Consider the following 17,982-nt stretch of genomic DNA (forward strand, 5'->3'; position numbering starts at 1 on the left):
AAAAAAGCCACGCCCCTTGCGGGGCGTGGCCATGTCACACGTACGGACTACGTCGCGATCAGAAGCGCTGGGTGTACTTCATGTACAGGAAGCGACCGATATCGAAGCCACCGTAGTAGGAGACGTTCGCGTTCGGCTGGCTGTACATGGTCGGGCCCACGCGGCCGAACACGTTGTTGGCACCCACGGCCACCGTCGCATTCCACGGCGCGGTCCAGCGCAGCTGGACGTCGTTGAACACGGTTGCGCCACGCTGGTTGGTCGGGCTACCCACGGCCACGCCCTGGTTGTTCGGCGAGGCGTAGTTCGGCAGGTTGCACTCTTCCGGGAACGTGGTCGCGCTCAGGCAGGCTTCCTTCATGCCGGAGAAGTAACGCACGGTCCAGCTGGCGCCGAAGTCACCCATTTCCCAACCCAGGTTCAGGTTCGAACGCACGCGGAACGCGTAGCCCGCCCAGCCCACGCCAGTGCGCGGGTTCGGATGGGTCACCGGGTTCTTGGTGCTGACCAGGTCATCACGCGTGGTGTAGGTGCTGGTCCACTGCGCGCTGAAGTTGCCGAAGCGATCGGTCGGCACGCGGTAGCTGACATCCAGGTCGAAGCCTTCCACCTCGCGGTAGCCGGCGTTGATGCCGGTGCGCTTGAGGTTGTTGACGATGCCGGTCACCGGATCACGCGTGAACGCCGAGCAGCGCGCTGCGATGTCGTTGATGTAGCAGTCGTTGAGGATCAGGTTGGCCGTGTCCGAGATGATGGTGTTCTCGACGCGGATTTCCCACCAGTCCAGCGACATGTTGAGGTTCTGCACGAAGCCCGGGCTCCACACCAGGCCCAAGGTCTTGGACGTGGAGGTTTCCGGCGTCAGCTGGTCGTTGGAACCGGAAACGAAGGCCAGCGGGGTCTGCGACGATGCAGCGGTGGTCGGGGTGAAGCCCTGCTGCTGCTGGCGGAAGTTGGCAGCGCTTACGCCGGCCGGCAGTGCGGCGGCGCAACGGGCACGCACCGCGGGGTTGGTGCGCGAAGCACCGTAGACCACGTCGCACGGATCGGTGAAGAAGTCGAACGACTGCGAACCGCCGCTGTACAGGTCGGCGATGGTCGGGGCACGGAAGCCCTCCGCCCAGGTACCACGGACCAGCAGCGAGTCGATCGGCTTCCACTTGAAGCCGAACTTGCTGTTCAGCGTGGTGCCGAAGGTGTCGTAGTCCGAATGACGGGTGGCCGCGTTGAGGCTCAGCTCGCGGGCGCCCGGCAGGTCGGCCAGGATCGGCACGTTGAACTCGGCGTAGACTTCGTCGACCTTGTAGCCACCACCGGTCGGGAAGTTGGCCAGGCCCGAGGTGTTACCCGACTGCACCAGTGCGTCCGGGCTGAAGCTGCCCGATTCCTTGCGGTGCTCGATACCCACGGCGAAGCCCAGGTCGCCAGCCGGCAGGGTGAACAGGCTGCCGGCCAGGTTGGCGGTGATGACCTTGGTGGTGGTTTCGGCAGTGGAGTGCGCAGACGGGAACAGCAGGTTCTGCAGGGCGGTATTGCCGGTCAATGCGCCATTGGCACCGTTGCTCTGGATGCCGGCACGCAGGAACGGGTTGTACGGCACGCACTGGTTCAGCCCGATCGGGTTGGCCACGGTACCGCACTGCGCCACGCCGCTGCTGTTGATGAACGACGGACCCACCGCCGCACGCAGCGCGGTCAGGTTGAGGTCACCGGTGCTGGTCTGCACCAGCTTGTTGTTGTTGTACAGGTAGCCGACATCCCAATCGAACAGGCGATCGGAGAACTCGAAGCTGCCTTCCAGGCCGCCACTGAAGCGGAAGGTGGTCAGCTCGGCGCGGGTATTGCGCGGCACTTCGGAGGTACGACGCCACCAGTTGGCGATGTCGGTGCCCAGCGGATTGAACGCACTGCTGGCCGAAATCGGCGAACCGAAGGCCAGCGCGCCGTACGGATAGCCGGCGATCTGGCGGTTCGAATCGCGGTAGCTGTACAGCATGTTGGTGCGCAGGCGCACGTTGTCGGTCAGGTCGTAGATGCCATCGACGAACACTGCACGGCGTTCCTGCGGGGTACGCAGGTCGGTCTGCAGGTTGGTGTTGGTCTTGTCCTGGGTGGAGAAGCTGTTGACGTTCTGCGCGATGTAGTCGGCCTTGTTGTTCGGGTTGCCACCCTCACGCAGGATCACGCGCACTTCGCGGTTCGGGTTGCCCGCGCTGGCCGCCGGATAGGTGACGCCGGGCAGGCCGTCGGCCGGACGGCTGACGAAGCCACCGAACTCACCGACGGTGGTCCAGCCGAAGTCCGGGTGGTTGGCACTGCGCGGGAAGGCACCGTACGGACGATCCGCCGCCCGCACCTTGTCTTCCTTGGCGTACTCGGCACCGATGGTCAGCGAACCGCGCTCACCCTTCACGCCCATGGTGAAGTCCATGGTGCGGGTGGCACCGTCGCCTTCACTGTACTGGCCGTAGTAGACGCTGCCGGTGGCGCCTTCGAAGTTGGTACGGGTGATGATGTTGATGACGCCGGCGATGGCATCGGAACCGTAGATCGACGAAGCGCCGTCCTTCAGCACCTCAATGCGCTCGATCGCCGAGACCGGCACGGTCGAGATGTCCTGCAGGCCACCGGTGGTGATGCCCAGGCGCTTGCCGTTGAGCAGGACCAGGGTACGGGTCGCGCCCAGGTCACGCAGGCTGATGTAGGTACCACCGACGGCTTCGCCCGAGGACAGCGGCTGGGCACGGCTGATCGGCGGCGTACCCACGGCGCTGATGTTCTGCAGGATGTCAGCGACCGACGAGAAGCCCTGCTTCTCGATGTCAGCGCGGTTGAGGGTCAGGACCGGCTGGGCGGTTTCGACGTCGACGGTGCGGATGCGCGAGCCGGTGACTTCGATGCGGTCCAGATTGGTGGCCTGCTGGGCGAACGCCGCGCCGGTACCACCGACGGACGCGGCACTGGCCGCAAGCGCAACGCACACAGCATCGCGCAGCTTGTTGCTGTTCAACTTCATGGGCTCTCTCTCCATGGATCTTGGGTTGTGTGCTGAGTCCAGCCGACGTGCCCCAAAAGGGAGGCACAAAAACGACTGGTGACCCGATAGTAGCCACACTTGATCTGGAATTAAAGAGTCGTTAAGAAAACGCCGAAATCGTGTGAAAACGCTCTCATTACTGCATACGTCGGCGCATTGAGGCCGGCCTGCAAGGCCCAATCAGCACTTGCAGGCGCCCCGGCTCCCATTCAGCTGGGAATGAGCGTCTCGATCAGATGCTCGACATAGGCCTCGAAATCCTCGCGGGCCTGCTTCGGTTGCTGCAACTGCAGCGAAAGCTGCAGGAAGCCGACATAGGCCGCGTACGCCAGCCGCGCACGGTGCCGCGCGTCGGTCGAACTGAGACCGGCCTGGCGGAACGAAGCAACCAGGTAGTCGAGGCGGCGCTGCGACACGCGATCGATCACCGGGCGCACCATCGGATGATCCAGCGCCTTCAACAGTTCGCTGTAGATGATGTGCGGCTGCACTTCGTGGGCCACCATCTGGAACAGCTGGCGCAGGCGCACACGCGGATCCGGCACATCTTCCAGGCTGCCGAACACCTGCTCCTGTTCGAACAGTTCCCAGCGTTCCAGCGCCGCCTGCAGCAGGGCATCACGCGAAGGGAAGTGCCAGTAGAAACTGCCCTTGGTCACGCCCAGGCGCCGCGCCAACGGTTCCACCGCGACGGCACCCACGCCTTGTTCAGCAATCAGGTCGAGAGCCGCCTGGGCCCAGTCTTCGGCACTCAGGCGGCTGTTGCGGCCGGCGCGCGGTTCGCCGGCGGAAGCGTAAGGTTGATTCATGGGCTGATTTAACCATACGCCGGGGTTCGTTGCAGTACGCGATTGCTGCCGAAGCCGTCGCGCCGCCCGGCGGGCACCTGCCGCAACGCACCATACCGTGCAGTATTGACTTCCCTCACAAGCGATCCATACTAGCAAGTATGGTTACGCCCCCGACTCCCGCTGCATTCCATGACCTGCGACTGGACGCAGCCCATGGCGCACGCCTGGCGGCCACCGCCAGCGACCATGGTCGCCACGGTCGCGTGTTGTTCGCCCATGGCTTCGGCCAGACCCGCCATGCCTGGAATGCCACCGCACGGGCCCTGTCCGCGGCGGGCCTGCAGACGCTGGCCTACGATGCGCGCGGCCACGGTGACTCGGACTGGAATGCCGCCGACCTGCCCTACCACGGCGAACAGTTCGCCGATGACCTGATCGTACTGGCCGGTGAGCAACCGCGGCCGCCGGTGCTGGTGGCGGCTTCGATGGGCGGCCTGTTCGGACTGCTTGCCGAATCGCGCTGGCCAGGCCTGTTCTCGGCGATGGTGCTGGTCGACATCACCCCGCGCTGGGATACCGCCGGCGTCGAACGCATCCTGGCCTTCATGACCGCCCATCCCGACGGCTTCGCCTCGCTGACCCAGGCCGCCGACGTGATCTCGGCCTACATGCCGCACCGCCCGCGCAAATCCGAGCAGTCGTTGCGGGCGCTGCTGCGCGAAGACGGCCACGGCCGCTGGCGCTGGCACTGGGACCCCCGTCTGGTGGCCGAACTGGCCCGCGACAGCGAGCAGCACCAGGACGCGCTGGCCGAGGCCGCACGCCAGGTGAAGTGCCCGTTGCTGCTGGTCAGCGGCGGCCGCAGCGACCTGGTCACGCCGCAGACCGTGGCCGAATTCCTGGCGTTGGCACCGCACGCGCGCCATGTACAGCTGCCGCAGGCCACGCATATGGTCGCCGGCGATGACAACGACGCCTTTACCGCTACTGTGTTGGACTATCTGGACGTGTTGCCCGCAGCGGATGCTGCAGCTTCGTCCGCCACAAACGAGCACGTCACCGGAGCACGCTCATGAGCATCGTTCTTCCCTTCCTCGCCCTGCTGCTGGCAGGCGCGTTCGTCGCCTACCACCGCATGCGGCTGGTTACCTGGACGCTGATCAGCGTGGCCCTGCTGGTCGCCTGCTGGTTCATTCCCTACGTCAACCAGACCGCCACGATCGTGGCTGCCGCTGTGCTGGCGGTGATCGCCGTGCCGCTGCTGCTGCCGTTCATCCGCAAGCCGCTGCTGACCGGCCCGATGATGAAGGTGTTCCGCAAGGTGCTGCCGCCGCTGTCGCAGACCGAGCGCATCGCGCTGGAAACCGGCTCGGTCGGTTTCGAGGGCGAGCTGTTCACCGGCGACCCGGACTGGAACATCCTGCTGAACTACCCCAAGCCGCAGCTGACTGCTGAAGAGCAGGCCTTCCTCGATGGCCCGGTCGAAGAGCTGTGCACCATGGTCAACGACTGGGAAATCACCCACGTCCATGCCGACCTGCCGCCGGAGCTGTGGGCCTTCATCAAGAAGAACAAGTTCTTCGGCATGATCATCCCGAAGGAATACGGCGGCCTGGGCTTCTCCGCGCTGGCCCACCACAAGGTGATCCAGAAGCTGGCCTCGGTGTCCTCGGTGGTCAGTTCCACCGTTGGCGTGCCGAACTCGCTGGGCCCGGGTGAACTGCTGGTGCATTACGGTACCCAGGAGCAGAAGGACCAGTACCTGCCGCGCCTGGCCGATGGCCGCGAGGTGCCGTGCTTCGGCCTGACCGGTCCGTTCGCCGGCTCCGACGCCACCTCGATTCCCGACTACGGCATCGTCTGCAAGGGCGAATGGAACGGCGAGCAGGTGCTCGGCGTGCGCCTGACCTTCGACAAGCGCTACATCACCCTGGCCCCGGTCGCGAGCCTGATCGGCATGGCCTTCCGCATGTACGACCCGGATGGCCTGATCGGCGACACCCGCGACATCGGCATCACCCTCGGCCTGCTGCCGCGCGACACCGCCGGCGTGGAAATCGGCCGTCGCCACTTCCCGCTCAACTCGACCTTCCAGAACGGTCCGATCAAGGGCAAGGATGTGTTCATCCCGCTGACCCAGCTGATCGGCGGCGCCGCGATGGCCGGCAAGGGCTGGAACATGCTCAACGAGTGCCTGGCCGTGGGCCGTTCGATCACCCTGCCGTCCACCGCCAGCGGTGGTGCCAAGGCCGGTGCCGCCGTCACCGGCGCCTATGCGCGCATCCGCAAGCAGTTCGGCCTGTCGGTCGGCCGCTTCGAGGGCGTTGAAGAAGCACTGGCCCGCATCGGCGGCAAGGCCTACAAGATCAGTGCGCTGTCGCAGGCTACCGCTGCGGCGGTCGATCGTGGCGACGTGCCGTCGGTGCCGTCGGCGATCGCCAAGTACCACTGCACCACCATGAGCCGCGAAGTGATCTCGGACATGATGGACGTGATCGGCGGCAAGGGCATCATCCTGGGGCCGCGCAACTTCGCCGGCCGCAGCTGGCAGGCCGCACCGATCGCGATCACCGTGGAAGGCGCCAACATCATGACCCGCAGCCTGCTGATCTTCGGCCAGGGTGCGATCCTCTGCCACCCGTGGGTGCTGAAGGAAATGAAGGCGGCGCAGGATCCGGACACCCGTGCCGGCCTGCAGGAGTTCGACCGCAGCCTGTTCGGCCACATCCGCTTCGGCATCTCCAATGCCGTGCGTTCGTTCTGGTTCGGCCTGACCGCCGCGCGCTTCGGTGCCGCGCCGGGCGACGCCTACACCCGCCGCTACTTCCGCAAGCTGGACCGTTACTCGGCCAACCTGGCGCTGATGGCCGACATCTCGATGATGACCCTCGGCGGCAAGCTGAAGTTCAAGGAGTCGCTGTCCGGCCGCCTGGGCGACGTGCTGAGCCATGTCTACATGACCAGCGCCATGCTCAAGCGCTACCACGACGAAGGCGCACCGCAGGCCGACCAGCCGCTGCTGGCCTGGGCCTTCCATGACAGCGTGCACAAGATCGAGGAATCGCTGTCGGCCGCGCTGCGCAACTTCCCGATCCGTCCGATCGGCTGGCTGATGTGGGCGCTGATCTTCCCGCTCGGCCGTCGTGCCGAGGCTCCGGGCGACCGCCTGAGCCGCCGCGTCGCCGCACTGCTGATGGCGCCGAACGAAGCCCGCGACCGCCTGGCCAATGGCGTGTTCCTGACCCCGTGCGAGAACAACCCGGGTGGCCGCATCAACAGCTACCTGAGCAAGGCGATCATGGCCGAACCGGTGGAGCGCAAGTTCCTGAAGGCGCTGAAGAGCAAGGGCATCGAGGCGCTGGACTTCAAGGCGCAGCTGGACGAGGCCGTGGCCGAAGGCGTGATCACCCAGGACGAACGCAGCCTGCTGGAAGAGCTGCGCACGCTGACCCTGGACACCATCACCGTGGACGACTTCGACACCCACGAGCTGCGCGCGGCCAGCTACTACGACCGCCAGCACAAGGACCCGCATTCGCAGGCGGCCTGATCGCCCGCGACACGCGTTGCCTTCGACGGCGGGCCTCGGCCCGCCGTCGCTTTATCCGCCGACCGGAATTCCCACCATGTCCACGCCCCTGCTCTCGCTCTACCACCGCCTGCAGCGCTGGCCTGCCGGCGACTGGCTGTTCGCGCGCGCGGTGTGCTTCAAGGCGCCCTACTTCGCCAGCATCGCGCCGCGCATCACCCGCCTGGAACCGGGCCGCTGCGAAGGCACGCTGTCCGACCGTCGCAGGGTGCGCAACCACATCGGCACGGTGCACGCGATCGCGATGTGCAACCTGGCCGAGCTGACCGCCGGGCTGATGGTGGATGCCTCGCTGCCCAAGGGCATGCGCTGGATTCCGAAGGGCATGCAGGTGCAGTACCTGGCCAAGGCGCGCGGCACGCTGCATGCGGTCGCGTTGCCGGCACAGCCGATCGTGGCGGCCGCTGAAGGCTACGCACTGCCGGTGACGGTGAGCGTGCGCGATCGTGCGGGGACGGAGGTGTTCAGCGCGGTGATCGACATGTGGATGTCGCCGGCGAAGTGAGGTTCCCGCGAACGGCGCAGCCCCTCGTGGTAGGACGCTGAAAGCGGTTTATCGGTTGGGCCGGAGGGGTGAAGCCGGGCGGGGCATCCAGCCACGGAAGAGAAAAAAGAAGAGCAGAAGCAAAAGCGGCCCACCGGCCGCTTGTTGCTGTTGCTGTTGCTGTTGATCTTCTTTTTCTTCTCCGTGGGCTGGCCGCGCACGGAAACTGTCAGGGGTCGGGCGGGTGGGCTGGGCAGGGGTGTCCGCCGCAAGGATGCGGCGGCCAAGCCCCCAGGGACGGGTTCACGGCGTCCCCTGCCCAGTCCACCCGCCCGACCAACCCCATGACAAGCTCTACGCGACCCACTCACGAGGGGCTGCGCCGTTGGCTGGAAACTACGCCACCGCGCGAAGCACCAACGCCAGAATCGCCGGCAGCGCCTGGATCATGAAAATGCGCCGGCTCACGCTGTACGCGCCATAGCACCCCGCCACCACCACGCAGGCCAGCGAGAACGTCACCAGCACCGGCTGCGCGATCACCAGCCCCACCACGATCCCCGCCGCCAGGAAGCCGTTGTAGAGCCCCTGGTTGGCCGCCAGCACCCGCGTGGTCTCGGCCTTCTCCGGCGTATTGCGGAAGGTCTTCAGGCCCAGCGGGCGGGTCCACAGGAACATCTCCAGCACCAGGAAATACAGGTGCAGCACAGCGACCAGCACGGTCAGCAACAGCGCGATCATCAACATCGTTCCTCTCCTCGAAAAAAACCGGACCGGCTCAGCGGTCGCGCGGCAGCTTCTTTTCTTCGCGCAGCACACCGAACGCGGCCAGGGTCATCAACGCGGCCACCAACACGCCGCCGATGAACACCACATGCGAGCCGAACAGGGACAGCCCCTTGTGCACCCACGCAAAGCTCAGGTCGGCACCGCGGTAGACCACGGTATCGATCGCCGCACCGGCCTTGTAGCGCCACTGGCGGTCCACGCGGGTGTAGATCGTCTCGCGTGCCGGCTTGGCCAGCGCGAACTCGCTGGCGCGGGTCATCACCTGCACCACCGCCACCATCAGCGGCATCGGCGAGGCAGCCAGCACCGAGAAGCCGATCAGGATCGCAAAGCCTGGAATCAGCAGCGCCGGAGCGATGCCGTGGCGCGACAGCAGCCAACGGGTCAGGCCCAGCTGCATCAGCAGCGCCAGCGCGTTCACCGCCAGGTCGATACGCGAGAAGAACGCGGTGCTGGCGGCCGGGTCGGTGAAGGATGCGCGCACGATCGCCGCCTGCTGGTTGTACAGCAGGGTGCCTACACCGACGCCGAACACCACCATGATCGCCAGCCAGCGCAGCAGCGGTTCGCGCACGATCAGCTTCAGGCCATCCAGCACACTGCCGCCCATCGGCTGCTCACCGGATACCAGCTGCTGCTCGCGCTCACGCAGTACCGCCCAGTGCCGCAGCCGCCAGATGCTGAGCAGGCAGATCGCCAGGAAGCCGGCCGAAACCAGCATCAGGTTGGCGATGCCCACGCGCTGCACCAGCGCACTGGTGATGATCGGGCCGAGGAAGGCCCCGATGGTGCCCGCGGCACCGATATAGCCGTACCAGGCGCGCGCCTGCGCGTTGGAGAACACGTCGGCCATGAAGCTCCAGAACACCGCGACCGCGAACAGGTTGAAGACGGTGATCCAGAAGAAGAACGCCATGCCCCGGCCTGGCACCCCGCTGTCGAACAGCGCGTAGAACCCCAGCAGGGTGATGATGAAGAAGCCATACACCACGGGAAGGAACACGCGGCGTGGGAAGCGGCTGACCAGCCAGCCATACACCGGCTGCAGTACCAGCATGATCACGAACACGCAGGTGAACAGGAACTGCAGGACGAAGTCCTTCAGTGCGATGCCATGGCTGTCGAACCAGGCGATCAGCAGCGGTGGGAACACCGTCTCCAGGTCGGCCGAGGCGGCCATCGCCTCCCGCACTGGGCGCAGCACGTAGTAACCGCTGAGCAGGCAGAAGAAATACAGGAACGACCACCACAGCGCGGGGGATTCGCGCAGCGCCGCAATCAGGCCCTGCAGCGGCCCCTTGCCCGATGCCGCGCTCACGCGACGTCCCTCGCCCACAGACGGCGGTTGGACAGTGGCATCGCAGGCTCCGGGCGCGGTGAAGCGCGTACGTTAGCCAATGCACTGCAACATCGCCAGCAGGCGACCGCCGATGGACGTTGGGGCCAGGTCTACGGAGGGTCCGCATGACACGTTCCGACACACGCATTTGGAGCGTCAAAATTCCAACTTTTTCAACGAGATGCGCATTCATCTTCGCTTTGTTTGTGCACAGGGGAAAAGCGGCGCTAGAATCGCCATCAGCAGTCGCGCACGGGTCCAAACGATGAAAAAGAACAGCCTGCGTCGTCCGATCCGTTCGGCGGCCACCGGTTTGCTGGGCATGTTGATGCCTGTTGCCTTGTCCACCACCGCGCAGACCCCGCCGGCGTTGCCCCCGATGCCGGCCAACATCGAATCTCCTGCTGCCGTCGCCGTCGCCCATACCCAACCGGCGGCCTACCGCACCGGCCTGGTGCCGCAGGTGCAGGCACCGGCCGCCGGCTTCAACGTCGCCAACATCGAGTCGATGGCACAGCAGCTCACCTATGGCGAGCGCGTGCCGGGCATGGCCGTAGCGATCGTGCAGGGCGGCCGCATCCTCAGCGCACGCGGCTATGGCGTCACCGACGTCAACAATCCGCTGCCGGTCGATGCGCACACCGTGTTCCGCCTGGCCTCGCTGTCCAAGGCCTTCGCCGGCACCATGGCCGGCCTGCTGGTCAACGACGGCACCCTGCGCTGGGACAGCAAGGTGACCGATTACGTGCCGGGCTTCCGCCTCAATTCGCCCGAAGCCACCGACCGGCTGACCGTGGCCGACGTGCTCAGCCATCGCGTCGGCCTGCCGTACAACGCCTACGACCGCGATATCGAAGGCAACGCCGAGTACTACGCGCTCACCCAGAAACTGGCCAACACCAGCCTGAAGTGCCTGCCGGGCGACTGCTACGCCTACCAGAACGTGGCCTTCAGCCTGATCGGCGATGTCGTCTACGCGGCCTCGGGCAGCTTCTACGAGCAGTCGGTCGAACGCCGCATCTTCAAGCCGCTGGGCATGAACGATGCCAGCCTCGGCCTGGCCGGCATCCAGGCCAGCTCGCGCTGGGCGCGTCCGCACGTGCGCAGCCGCAACGGCTGGGTGTCACTGACGCCGAAGCCGACCTACTACCGCGTCGCCCCGGCCGCTGGCGTCAACGCCAGCGCCAGTGACATGGCGCAGTGGCTGCTGGCCCATACCGGTCACCGCCCCGACGTACTGCCGGCGCCGCTGCTGGCGACTTTGCATTCCAGCCTGATCAACACCCCGGGCGAGATGCGTTCGGGCTGGCGCCGCGAGCGCCTGCACTCGGCCGGCTACGCGCTGGGCTGGCGCACCTTCGACTACGCCGGCCACGACGTGGTCTTCCATGCCGGCGCGGTGCAGGGCTATCGCGGCCTGGTCGCGCTGGTGCCGGAACGCGATCTCGGCATCGCCATCCTCTGGAACGGCGAAAGTGGCCTGCCCAGTGGCCTGCTGCCGACCGTGCTCGATTCCGCGCTCGGCCTGCCGGCGCAGCGCTGGCTGGACGTGGACACCGACTTCGGCAGCGACAACCTGATGGCTGAAGGTGCGAGCCCGGCGCAGCAGGACAAGCGCAAGGGCAAAGGTGCATCGAGCAACCGCGCGGTGGCATCGCCGCGCTGATCTGGCGAGCTGCACCGTAAGCATGAGGGGCGACCGTTGGGTCGCCCTTTTTGTCTGAGCTCGTAGCGTCGAGCTTGCTCGACTGATCGAGCCAACGCAGTCGAGCAAGCTCGACGCTGCAAATGCGGTATGCGGCCGAGCAAGCTCGACGCCAAGGCGCTGGCGGCCTCGAGCATTACGCGGCGCTGCGCACGCCCATGCATAAAAAAACCCCCTCCCCGCTGGGCAGTCAGGGAAGGGGGTTTCAGGGTACGGCTATCGGGAAGTACTTAGATCAGCGGCGCCGGTGTTGCCGGCAGAGCGACCGGAGCGGCCTTCTTCTTGCGGGCGGCCGGCTTGCGCTTGGCAACCTTCTTTGCCGCCTTCTTCGGGGCAGCCTTCTTGGTGGCCTTCTTCGCGGTCTTCTTCACTGCCTTCTTGGCGGTCTTCTTGACGGCCTTCTTGGCAGTGGCCTTCTTCGCGACCTTCTTGGCAGGCTTGCGGGCCGTTGCCTTCTTGGCAGTCTTCTTGGTGGCCTTCTTGGCTACCTTCTTGACGGCCTTCTTCGCGGTCTTCTTGACGGCGGGCTTCTTGGCGACCTTCTTCGCCGCCTTCTTCACTGCCTTCTTCGCAGTGGTCTTCTTGGCGACCTTCTTCGCAGCCTTCTTCACTGCCTTCTTGGCGGTCGCCTTCTTCGCTACCTTCTTCACTGCCTTCTTGGCAGCGGCCTTCTTCGCGACCTTCTTCACCGCTTTCTTGGCGGCGGGCTTCTTCTTCGCAGCTTTCTTGGTTGCCATGGGATGGCTCCTCGTCAGTGATAGGGAGTTGAAACGCCCAGGTGGATCAAACCCGCAGATGCTGCGCGCGGGGACCGCCGGCGCGTCAGGCGCGCCGTTACGGATGCGGCGATGCCTGCCTCGATCGGCGGAGCGGGCATCGGAACGGGAGGTGCCTTGCATTTCTCCGGGGGAAGCGGGGCCATGTCCACCGTCATCAGGGTCGCGGTGGTCTTGAAGGGGCTGCTTCGCATCGGACGATTGATTCTGCGCACTCGGTTGGGCAGGCAAGGTCTGCTGAGGCGAAACCTAATCACGGTTTTTTTTACTGTCAACAACCCCCGCGAAAAATTTTCACATCCGCGCCGTCGGCGTTGGCACCGGCGCGGCCGCCACACTCCGCCCACAGCGGCCGCCAGGACACCGCGCATGCGCGTCGCGCGCAACAACGCCAACGCAAGCGTTGAACAAAAAGCACTTGAAATAAGCACTCCGCGCAGTTGCATGCAGGTTGGCCAGCGCTGCATGTGCATACCGGCGGCGACCGTCGTCCCCCTTGCCAACGCCACCACAACGGCACCGCAACAAGGGGGAAAAAGTTTTCACATCCCGATGCGTCGAAGCGGGGGTGGAAACGCGGATTTGCGCAAAACTGCGCACGTCCATCGGTACCGCTCGGCTGACGGCTGATGCCGCATCGAGGTCGGCAGCGAACGGGTCGTCATGAGTCCTTGCGGACGCCAAAACAAAAACGGCCACCCGAAGGTGGCCGTGTCCGAACCCGGGAAACGACGACTCAGTGGTCTTCGTTTTCCAGGGCTTCGGCGTATGCGTCCGGGTCCAGCAGCTCGTTGAGCTCTTCGGCGTTGGACAGTTCGACCACGAACATCCAGCCTTCGCCGTAGGCATCTTCGTTGATGGTTTCCGGCTTGTCGGACAGGTCCGAGTTGACCTCGACGATCTTGCCGCTGATCGGGCTGTAGACGTCCGAAGCGGCCTTCACCGATTCGACGACGGCGATCTGCTCGCCGGCCTTGGCGGTCGCGCCGACTTCCGGCAGCTCGACGTAGACCAGGTCACCGAGCAGGCCCTGTGCGTGGTCGGAAATACCGACGGTGACGCGGCCATTGCCTTCGACACGGGCCCACTCATGGGACTTGAGGAACTTGAGGTCGCCGGGGATCTCGCTCATGGGACTGCTCCAGAGATATGCAGGGGTGGAAAAAACGGGGCTAGTGTAACCAACCGGCCGCCACTGCTGTCAGTGACGGCCGGCATGTTTGGATCAGGCGTCGGCGAGCACGCCGGGCTGCGCCTGGCCTTCGCGCACGAACGGGAACTTGACCACGCGCACCGGCACCTGCCGGCCACGGATATCGACGGTGACCTCGCCGAGTTCGCCGGCCGGCACGCGGGCAAACGCGATGCCCTTGGCCAGGCTTGGCGAGAAGGTGCCGGACAGGATCTCGCCCTGGCCGCTGGCGGTGGTCACCGCCTGGCCGTGCCGCAGCACGCCCTTCTCGTCCATCACCAGGCCGATCATCTGGCGCGCGGTGCCGGCCGCCTTCTGCGCTTCCAGCACGTCGCGGCCGATGAAGTCGCGGCCTTCGTCCAGCGACACGGTCCAGGCCAGTGCCGCTTCATACGGACTGATCTCTTCGTCCATGTCCTGGCCATACAGGTTCATGCCGGCTTCCAGGCGCAGCGTGTCACGCGCACCGAGGCCTGCCGGCTTCACGCCCGCGGCCAGCAGCTGGTTCCAGAACGCGACCACGGCGTCCTGCGGCAGCAGGATTTCGAAACCGTCCTCGCCGGTGTAGCCGGTGCGGGCAACGAACAGCTCGACGCCCTTGCCGGACTGCACCTGCAGGGCGGCAAAGCGGCCCAGCTTGGCCAGTGCTTCACGGTCGCCTTCGCCGGCCAGGCCGATCACGATCTCGCGTGCCTGCGGCCCCTGCACGGCGAGGATCGCCAGGTCGGGACGCTGCTCGACGGAAACGCCGAACGGCGCGGCATGCTCGCGCAGCCAGGCCAGATCCTTCTCGCGGGTGGAGGCGTTGACCACCATGCGGAAGAAGTCGTCGCCGAGGTAATAGACGATCAGGTCGTCGATGACGCCGCCGCGCGGATTCAGCATGCACGAGTACAGTGCCTTGCCCGGCACCTTCAGCTTGTCGACCGAGTTGGCCAGCAGGCGGCGCAGGAACGGCTTGACCTGGTCACCGCGCAGGTCGACCACGGTCATGTGGCTGACATCGAACACACCCGACTCGCGACGCACCAGGTGGTGCTCGTCCAGCTGCGAGCCGTAGTGGATGGGCATGTCCCAACCCCCGAAATCGACCATCTTGGCGCCGAGGGCGCGGTGGGTATCGTTGAGCAGCGTCTTCTGGGTCATGACCGGGTCCGGCAGCAGAGGAAACAAGAATCCCCATTATCCCAGATCGGTCGCCCGCAGGCGTGCCGCAGCGCAGCGGCTCTACAGGGGGCGGTCTGCCACCTCGACCTGCAACGTGCTGCCCTGCACCGCCACCACCCGCACCAGGGTGCCGGCCTGCAGTTCCGGGCCGCTGACCTGCCAGTACGCATCGTCGATGCTGACCCGGCCTTGCCCGCCGACGATGCCCTGCTGCAACGGCACCACCCGTCCGACCAGCTGTTCGGCGCGGCGGTTGAGCAACGGCGCATCGCTGGGCCGCGCCCTCGCCCTGCCCCAGCGCCGGTAGCACTGGATCGACACAATGCTCAGCAGCACGAAGGCCACCACCTGCCACAGCAGCGGAATGCCGCTGAACACGGCCACCAGCACGAACACGGCAGCCGCGCCGATGCCGATCCACAGCATGAACGCGCCCGGCGCCAGTGCCTCGGCGGCGAACAGCAGCAATGCCAGTGCGCCCCAACCCACGACTTCCCAGCGCATGTCAGCCTCCGATCGGCGGCGGTCGCTTGCCCGCGGCCTTGTTGTTCTGTTCGCCCAGTGCCTGCTTGGCCAGTTCGGCCACGCCGGCGATCGAACCGATCACACCGCTGGCCTCCATCGGCATCAGCACCAGCTTCTGGTTCGGCGAGCTGGCCAGTTCCTTGAACGCTTCGACGTATTTCTGGGCAACGAAGTAGTTGATCGCCTGCACGTCGCCCTCGGCGATGGCCGCCGACACCACCTTGGTCGCCATGGCCTCGGCCTCCGCCAGGCGCTCTCGCGCCTCGGCATCGCGGAACGCAGCCTCGCGACGTCCTTCGGCTTCCAGCACAGTGGCCTGCTTCTCGCCATCGGCGCGCAGGATCTCCGACTGCCGCGAGCCCTCTGCCTCGAGGATCTGCGCGCGCTTCTCGCGCTCGGCCTTCATCTGCCGCGCCATCGCATCCAGCAGGTCGCGCGGCGGCTGGATGTCGCGGATCTCGATGCGGTTGACCTTCACGCCCCACGGGTTGGTGGCATGGTCGACCACGCTCAGCAGCTGGGCGTTGATCACCTCGCGCTGGCTGAGCGATTCGTCCAGGTCCATCGAACCGATCACGGTACGGATGTTGGTCTGCACCAGGGCGATCATCGCCACTTCCAGGTTGGCCACCTCATAGGCGGCCTTGGCCGCGTCCAGGACCTGGAAGAACACCACGCCATCCACGCGCACGGCCGCGTTGTCCTTGGTGATCACTTCCTGGCTGGGCACGTCCAGCACCTGCTCCATCATGTTCACCTTGCGCCCGACGCCGTAGACGATCGGAATCAGGAAGTGCAGGCCCGGGGTCATGGTGTGCGTGTAGCGCCCGAAGCGCTCGACGGTCCATTCGTATCCCTGCGGCACCATCCGTACTGCCTTGAACAGGATCACCACGGCCACGAAGGCCAGTACCACGGTAAAGAACATGGTGGGGAACATCGCGCTTTCCTTATCTATGACGTCCAGGCCCCAGCATAGCGCGTGAAGGCGGCATGCACAGCGGCCGCTACCAAGGCACCCGCCGGCGCAGGATGTCGACGAACATCACCCAGTCACCCATGAACGAGTACACGGGGTGCCGGAAGGTGGCCGGGCGGTTCTTCTCGAAGAAGAAATGGCCGATCCAGGCGAAAGCGTAGCCGCACAGCAGCGCCGCCAGCAGCAGCATCGGCTGCCCGCGCAGGAGGGCGCTGGCGACCAGCAGCAGGACCATGCAGCTGCCGATGAAGTGCAACCGGCGCGACACCGGATGGCGGTGTTCACTGAGGTAGAACGGATAGAACTCGCGGAAGCTGGCAAATCGCGACATGCAGGTGCCCCGGGGCCATGGTCAGCCCCATCATGCGCCTTCCCAGGAGGGAAAGCGGCAGTGCATGGTCCGGTGGCGCTGCGTTTGTAGAGCCGAGCAGGCTCGACGCTACGGTGCGGAGGCGCGCGGCCCGAACATGATCACCGCCATGCCGGCCAGGCACAGCACGGCGCCGAACAGGTCCCAGCGGCTGGGGCGGATGCCATCGACCAGCCACAGCCAGAACAGCGCCGTGCCGATGTAGACGCCGCCGTAGGCCGCATAGACGCGGCCACTGGCAGTTGGATGCAGGGTCAGCAACCAGGCGAACAGGGCTAGGCTGGCCGCCGCCGGCAGCAGCAGCCAGATGCTGCCGCCCTTGCGCAGCCACAGCCAGGGCAGATAGCAGCCCACGATCTCGGCCAGCGCGGTCAGCAGGAACAGGGCCAGCGTCTTCACGCCTTTTCCGCCGTCTTGGCGCGCTGCCACAAGGCTTCCTGCGCATCCAGGTCCATCGCCGCCAACGTGCTGCCCTGCGCTTCGGCCTGCGCTTCCATCGAGCGGAAGCGACGCTCGAACTTATGGTTGGCCCCACGCAGCGCGGCGCCCAGGTCGATGTCGGCGTGCCGGGCCAGGTTGGCGCAGACAAACAGCAGATCACCCAGTTCCTCCTGCAGGCGTGCCTTGTTGCCCGCGACGTCGCCGCGCTCGAATTCCTCGCGCAGCTCCTGCAGTTCCTCGGCCGCCTTGTCCAGCACCGGCAGTGGGCCTGGCCAGTCGAAGCCGACCTTGGCCGCGCGCGATTGCAGCTTCACCGCGCGCTGCCATTCCGGCAGGCCACGCGAGATGCCGGCCAGCGCGGAGGTGTCCTGCTCGCCCTTGGCGGCGCGTTCGGCGCGCTTGATCGCTTCCCAGTTGCGCATCACCCCATCGGCATCGTCGACGCTGGTGTCGGCGAACACGTGCGGGTGGCGGCGCTGCATCTTGTCGCTGATCGCGCGCGCCACCTCGGCGAAGGCGAAGGCGCCCTGCTCCTCGGCCATGCGCGCATGGAACACCACCTGCAGCAGCAGGTCGCCCAGTTCGTCGCAGAGATCGTCGAGGTCGCCACGGTCGATCGCATCGGCGACCTCGTAGGCTTCCTCGATGGTGTACGGGGCGATGGTCGCGAAGTTCTGTTCCAGGTCCCAGGGGCAGCCGCCCTGCGGGTCGCGCAGGCGCGCCATGATCGCCAGCAGGCGCTCCAGTTCGTGGGTGGCGGCGCTGCCGCTGGCGGGGGTGTCGTGCGCGCTCATGCGG

General features: G+C 66.0%; 17 protein-coding genes. 5 read left to right on the forward strand and 12 right to left on the reverse strand.

Going from position 1 to position 17,982, the window contains the following annotated elements; translation table 11 throughout:
- Window positions 1-58 precede the first annotated feature (58 nt).
- Both ACMZPQ_RS08900 and ACMZPQ_RS08905 read right to left on the reverse strand, forming a co-directional pair.
- Window positions 59-3,016, reverse strand: a complete 2,958-nt coding sequence (locus tag ACMZPQ_RS08900; RefSeq protein ID WP_197582667.1) for a TonB-dependent receptor domain-containing protein — start codon at window positions 3,014-3,016, stop codon at window positions 59-61.
- Window positions 3,017-3,246: 230 nt separating this feature from the next.
- Window positions 3,247-3,846 carry a TetR family transcriptional regulator gene (locus ACMZPQ_RS08905; RefSeq protein WP_197582668.1) on the reverse strand — a complete coding sequence of 200 codons (600 nt, stop codon included), beginning with the start codon at window positions 3,844-3,846 and terminating at the stop codon, window positions 3,247-3,249.
- Between the two features lie 140 nt (window positions 3,847-3,986).
- Between ACMZPQ_RS08905 and ACMZPQ_RS08910 the strand changes: the two genes are divergently transcribed.
- The 3 genes from ACMZPQ_RS08910 (at window position 3,987) to ACMZPQ_RS08920 (ending at window position 7,922) form a co-directional block, all read left to right on the forward strand.
- Entirely contained in the window at window positions 3,987-4,904 is a 918-nt protein-coding gene (locus ACMZPQ_RS08910) for an alpha/beta fold hydrolase (protein WP_197582669.1), read from the forward strand.
- Window positions 4,901-7,378, forward strand: a complete 2,478-nt coding sequence (locus tag ACMZPQ_RS08915; RefSeq protein WP_414486177.1) for an acyl-CoA dehydrogenase — start codon at window positions 4,901-4,903, stop codon at window positions 7,376-7,378. The genes ACMZPQ_RS08910 and ACMZPQ_RS08915 overlap by 4 nt, the downstream gene beginning before the upstream one ends.
- Before the next feature lie 76 nt (window positions 7,379-7,454).
- The gene (locus tag ACMZPQ_RS08920) at window positions 7,455-7,922 is read left to right on the forward strand and encodes a DUF4442 domain-containing protein (protein WP_197582670.1); all 468 of its coding nucleotides are present in this window, start codon (window positions 7,455-7,457) and stop codon (window positions 7,920-7,922) included.
- A 375-nt stretch (window positions 7,923-8,297) separates the two neighbouring features.
- On the opposite strand, the gene ACMZPQ_RS08925 is transcribed toward ACMZPQ_RS08920, so the two are convergent.
- Both ACMZPQ_RS08925 and ACMZPQ_RS08930 read right to left on the reverse strand, forming a co-directional pair.
- On the reverse strand, window positions 8,298-8,648 hold the full coding sequence (locus ACMZPQ_RS08925) for a DUF1304 family protein (RefSeq protein ID WP_197583526.1): 351 nt from the start codon (window positions 8,646-8,648) through the stop codon (window positions 8,298-8,300).
- 31 nt (window positions 8,649-8,679) lie between these two features.
- The gene (locus ACMZPQ_RS08930; RefSeq protein WP_197583524.1) at window positions 8,680-10,008 is read right to left on the reverse strand and encodes an NTP/NDP exchange transporter; all 1,329 of its coding nucleotides are present in this window, start codon (window positions 10,006-10,008) and stop codon (window positions 8,680-8,682) included.
- Between the two features lie 286 nt (window positions 10,009-10,294).
- Between ACMZPQ_RS08930 and ACMZPQ_RS08935 the strand changes: the two genes are divergently transcribed.
- Window positions 10,295-11,695, forward strand: a complete 1,401-nt coding sequence (locus tag ACMZPQ_RS08935) for a serine hydrolase domain-containing protein (protein WP_197583523.1) — start codon at window positions 10,295-10,297, stop codon at window positions 11,693-11,695.
- A 269-nt stretch (window positions 11,696-11,964) separates the two neighbouring features.
- Here the strand turns inward: ACMZPQ_RS08935 and ACMZPQ_RS08940 are convergent, their stop codons facing one another.
- Window positions 11,965-12,471, reverse strand: coding sequence for a hypothetical protein (locus ACMZPQ_RS08940; RefSeq protein WP_414486239.1), 507 nt, complete (start codon window positions 12,469-12,471; stop codon window positions 11,965-11,967).
- A gap of 111 nt (window positions 12,472-12,582) precedes the next feature.
- Between ACMZPQ_RS08940 and ACMZPQ_RS08945 the strand changes: the two genes are divergently transcribed.
- The gene (locus ACMZPQ_RS08945) at window positions 12,583-13,140 is read left to right on the forward strand and encodes a hypothetical protein (RefSeq protein ID WP_197583527.1); all 558 of its coding nucleotides are present in this window, start codon (window positions 12,583-12,585) and stop codon (window positions 13,138-13,140) included.
- A gap of 106 nt (window positions 13,141-13,246) precedes the next feature.
- On the opposite strand, the gene gcvH is transcribed toward ACMZPQ_RS08945, so the two are convergent.
- The 7 genes from gcvH to mazG all read right to left on the reverse strand — a co-directional run bounded on the left by gcvH (window position 13,247) and on the right by mazG (window position 17,978).
- A complete protein-coding gene (gene gcvH, locus ACMZPQ_RS08950) occupies window positions 13,247-13,642 on the reverse strand; it encodes a glycine cleavage system protein GcvH (RefSeq protein ID WP_197583520.1) in 396 nt (131 codons plus the stop codon).
- A 93-nt stretch (window positions 13,643-13,735) separates the two neighbouring features.
- Entirely contained in the window at window positions 13,736-14,848 is a 1,113-nt protein-coding gene (gene gcvT, locus ACMZPQ_RS08955; protein ID WP_197583519.1) for a glycine cleavage system aminomethyltransferase GcvT, read from the reverse strand.
- A gap of 81 nt (window positions 14,849-14,929) precedes the next feature.
- Entirely contained in the window at window positions 14,930-15,373 is a 444-nt protein-coding gene (locus ACMZPQ_RS08960) for an NfeD family protein (protein ID WP_197583518.1), read from the reverse strand.
- 1 nt (window position 15,374) lies between these two features.
- Window positions 15,375-16,334 (reverse strand): SPFH domain-containing protein, encoded by a 960-nt coding sequence (locus ACMZPQ_RS08965; RefSeq protein WP_197583515.1) that lies wholly within the window; start codon window positions 16,332-16,334, stop codon window positions 15,375-15,377.
- A gap of 67 nt (window positions 16,335-16,401) precedes the next feature.
- Window positions 16,402-16,704 carry an Mpo1-like protein gene (locus tag ACMZPQ_RS08970; protein WP_197583514.1) on the reverse strand — a complete coding sequence of 101 codons (303 nt, stop codon included), beginning with the start codon at window positions 16,702-16,704 and terminating at the stop codon, window positions 16,402-16,404.
- Window positions 16,705-16,812: 108 nt separating this feature from the next.
- Entirely contained in the window at window positions 16,813-17,142 is a 330-nt protein-coding gene (locus ACMZPQ_RS08975) for a YnfA family protein (protein ID WP_197583513.1), read from the reverse strand.
- Complete coding sequence (gene mazG / locus ACMZPQ_RS08980; RefSeq protein ID WP_197583512.1) at window positions 17,139-17,978, reverse strand: nucleoside triphosphate pyrophosphohydrolase; 840 nt, start codon at window positions 17,976-17,978, stop codon at window positions 17,139-17,141. Before mazG ends, ACMZPQ_RS08975 begins: the two co-directional genes overlap by 4 nt.
- Between the last annotated feature and the right edge of the window lie 4 nt (window positions 17,979-17,982).

This window comes from Stenotrophomonas maltophilia (assembly GCF_047497515.2).
Taxonomy (GTDB): domain Bacteria; phylum Pseudomonadota; class Gammaproteobacteria; order Xanthomonadales; family Xanthomonadaceae; genus Stenotrophomonas.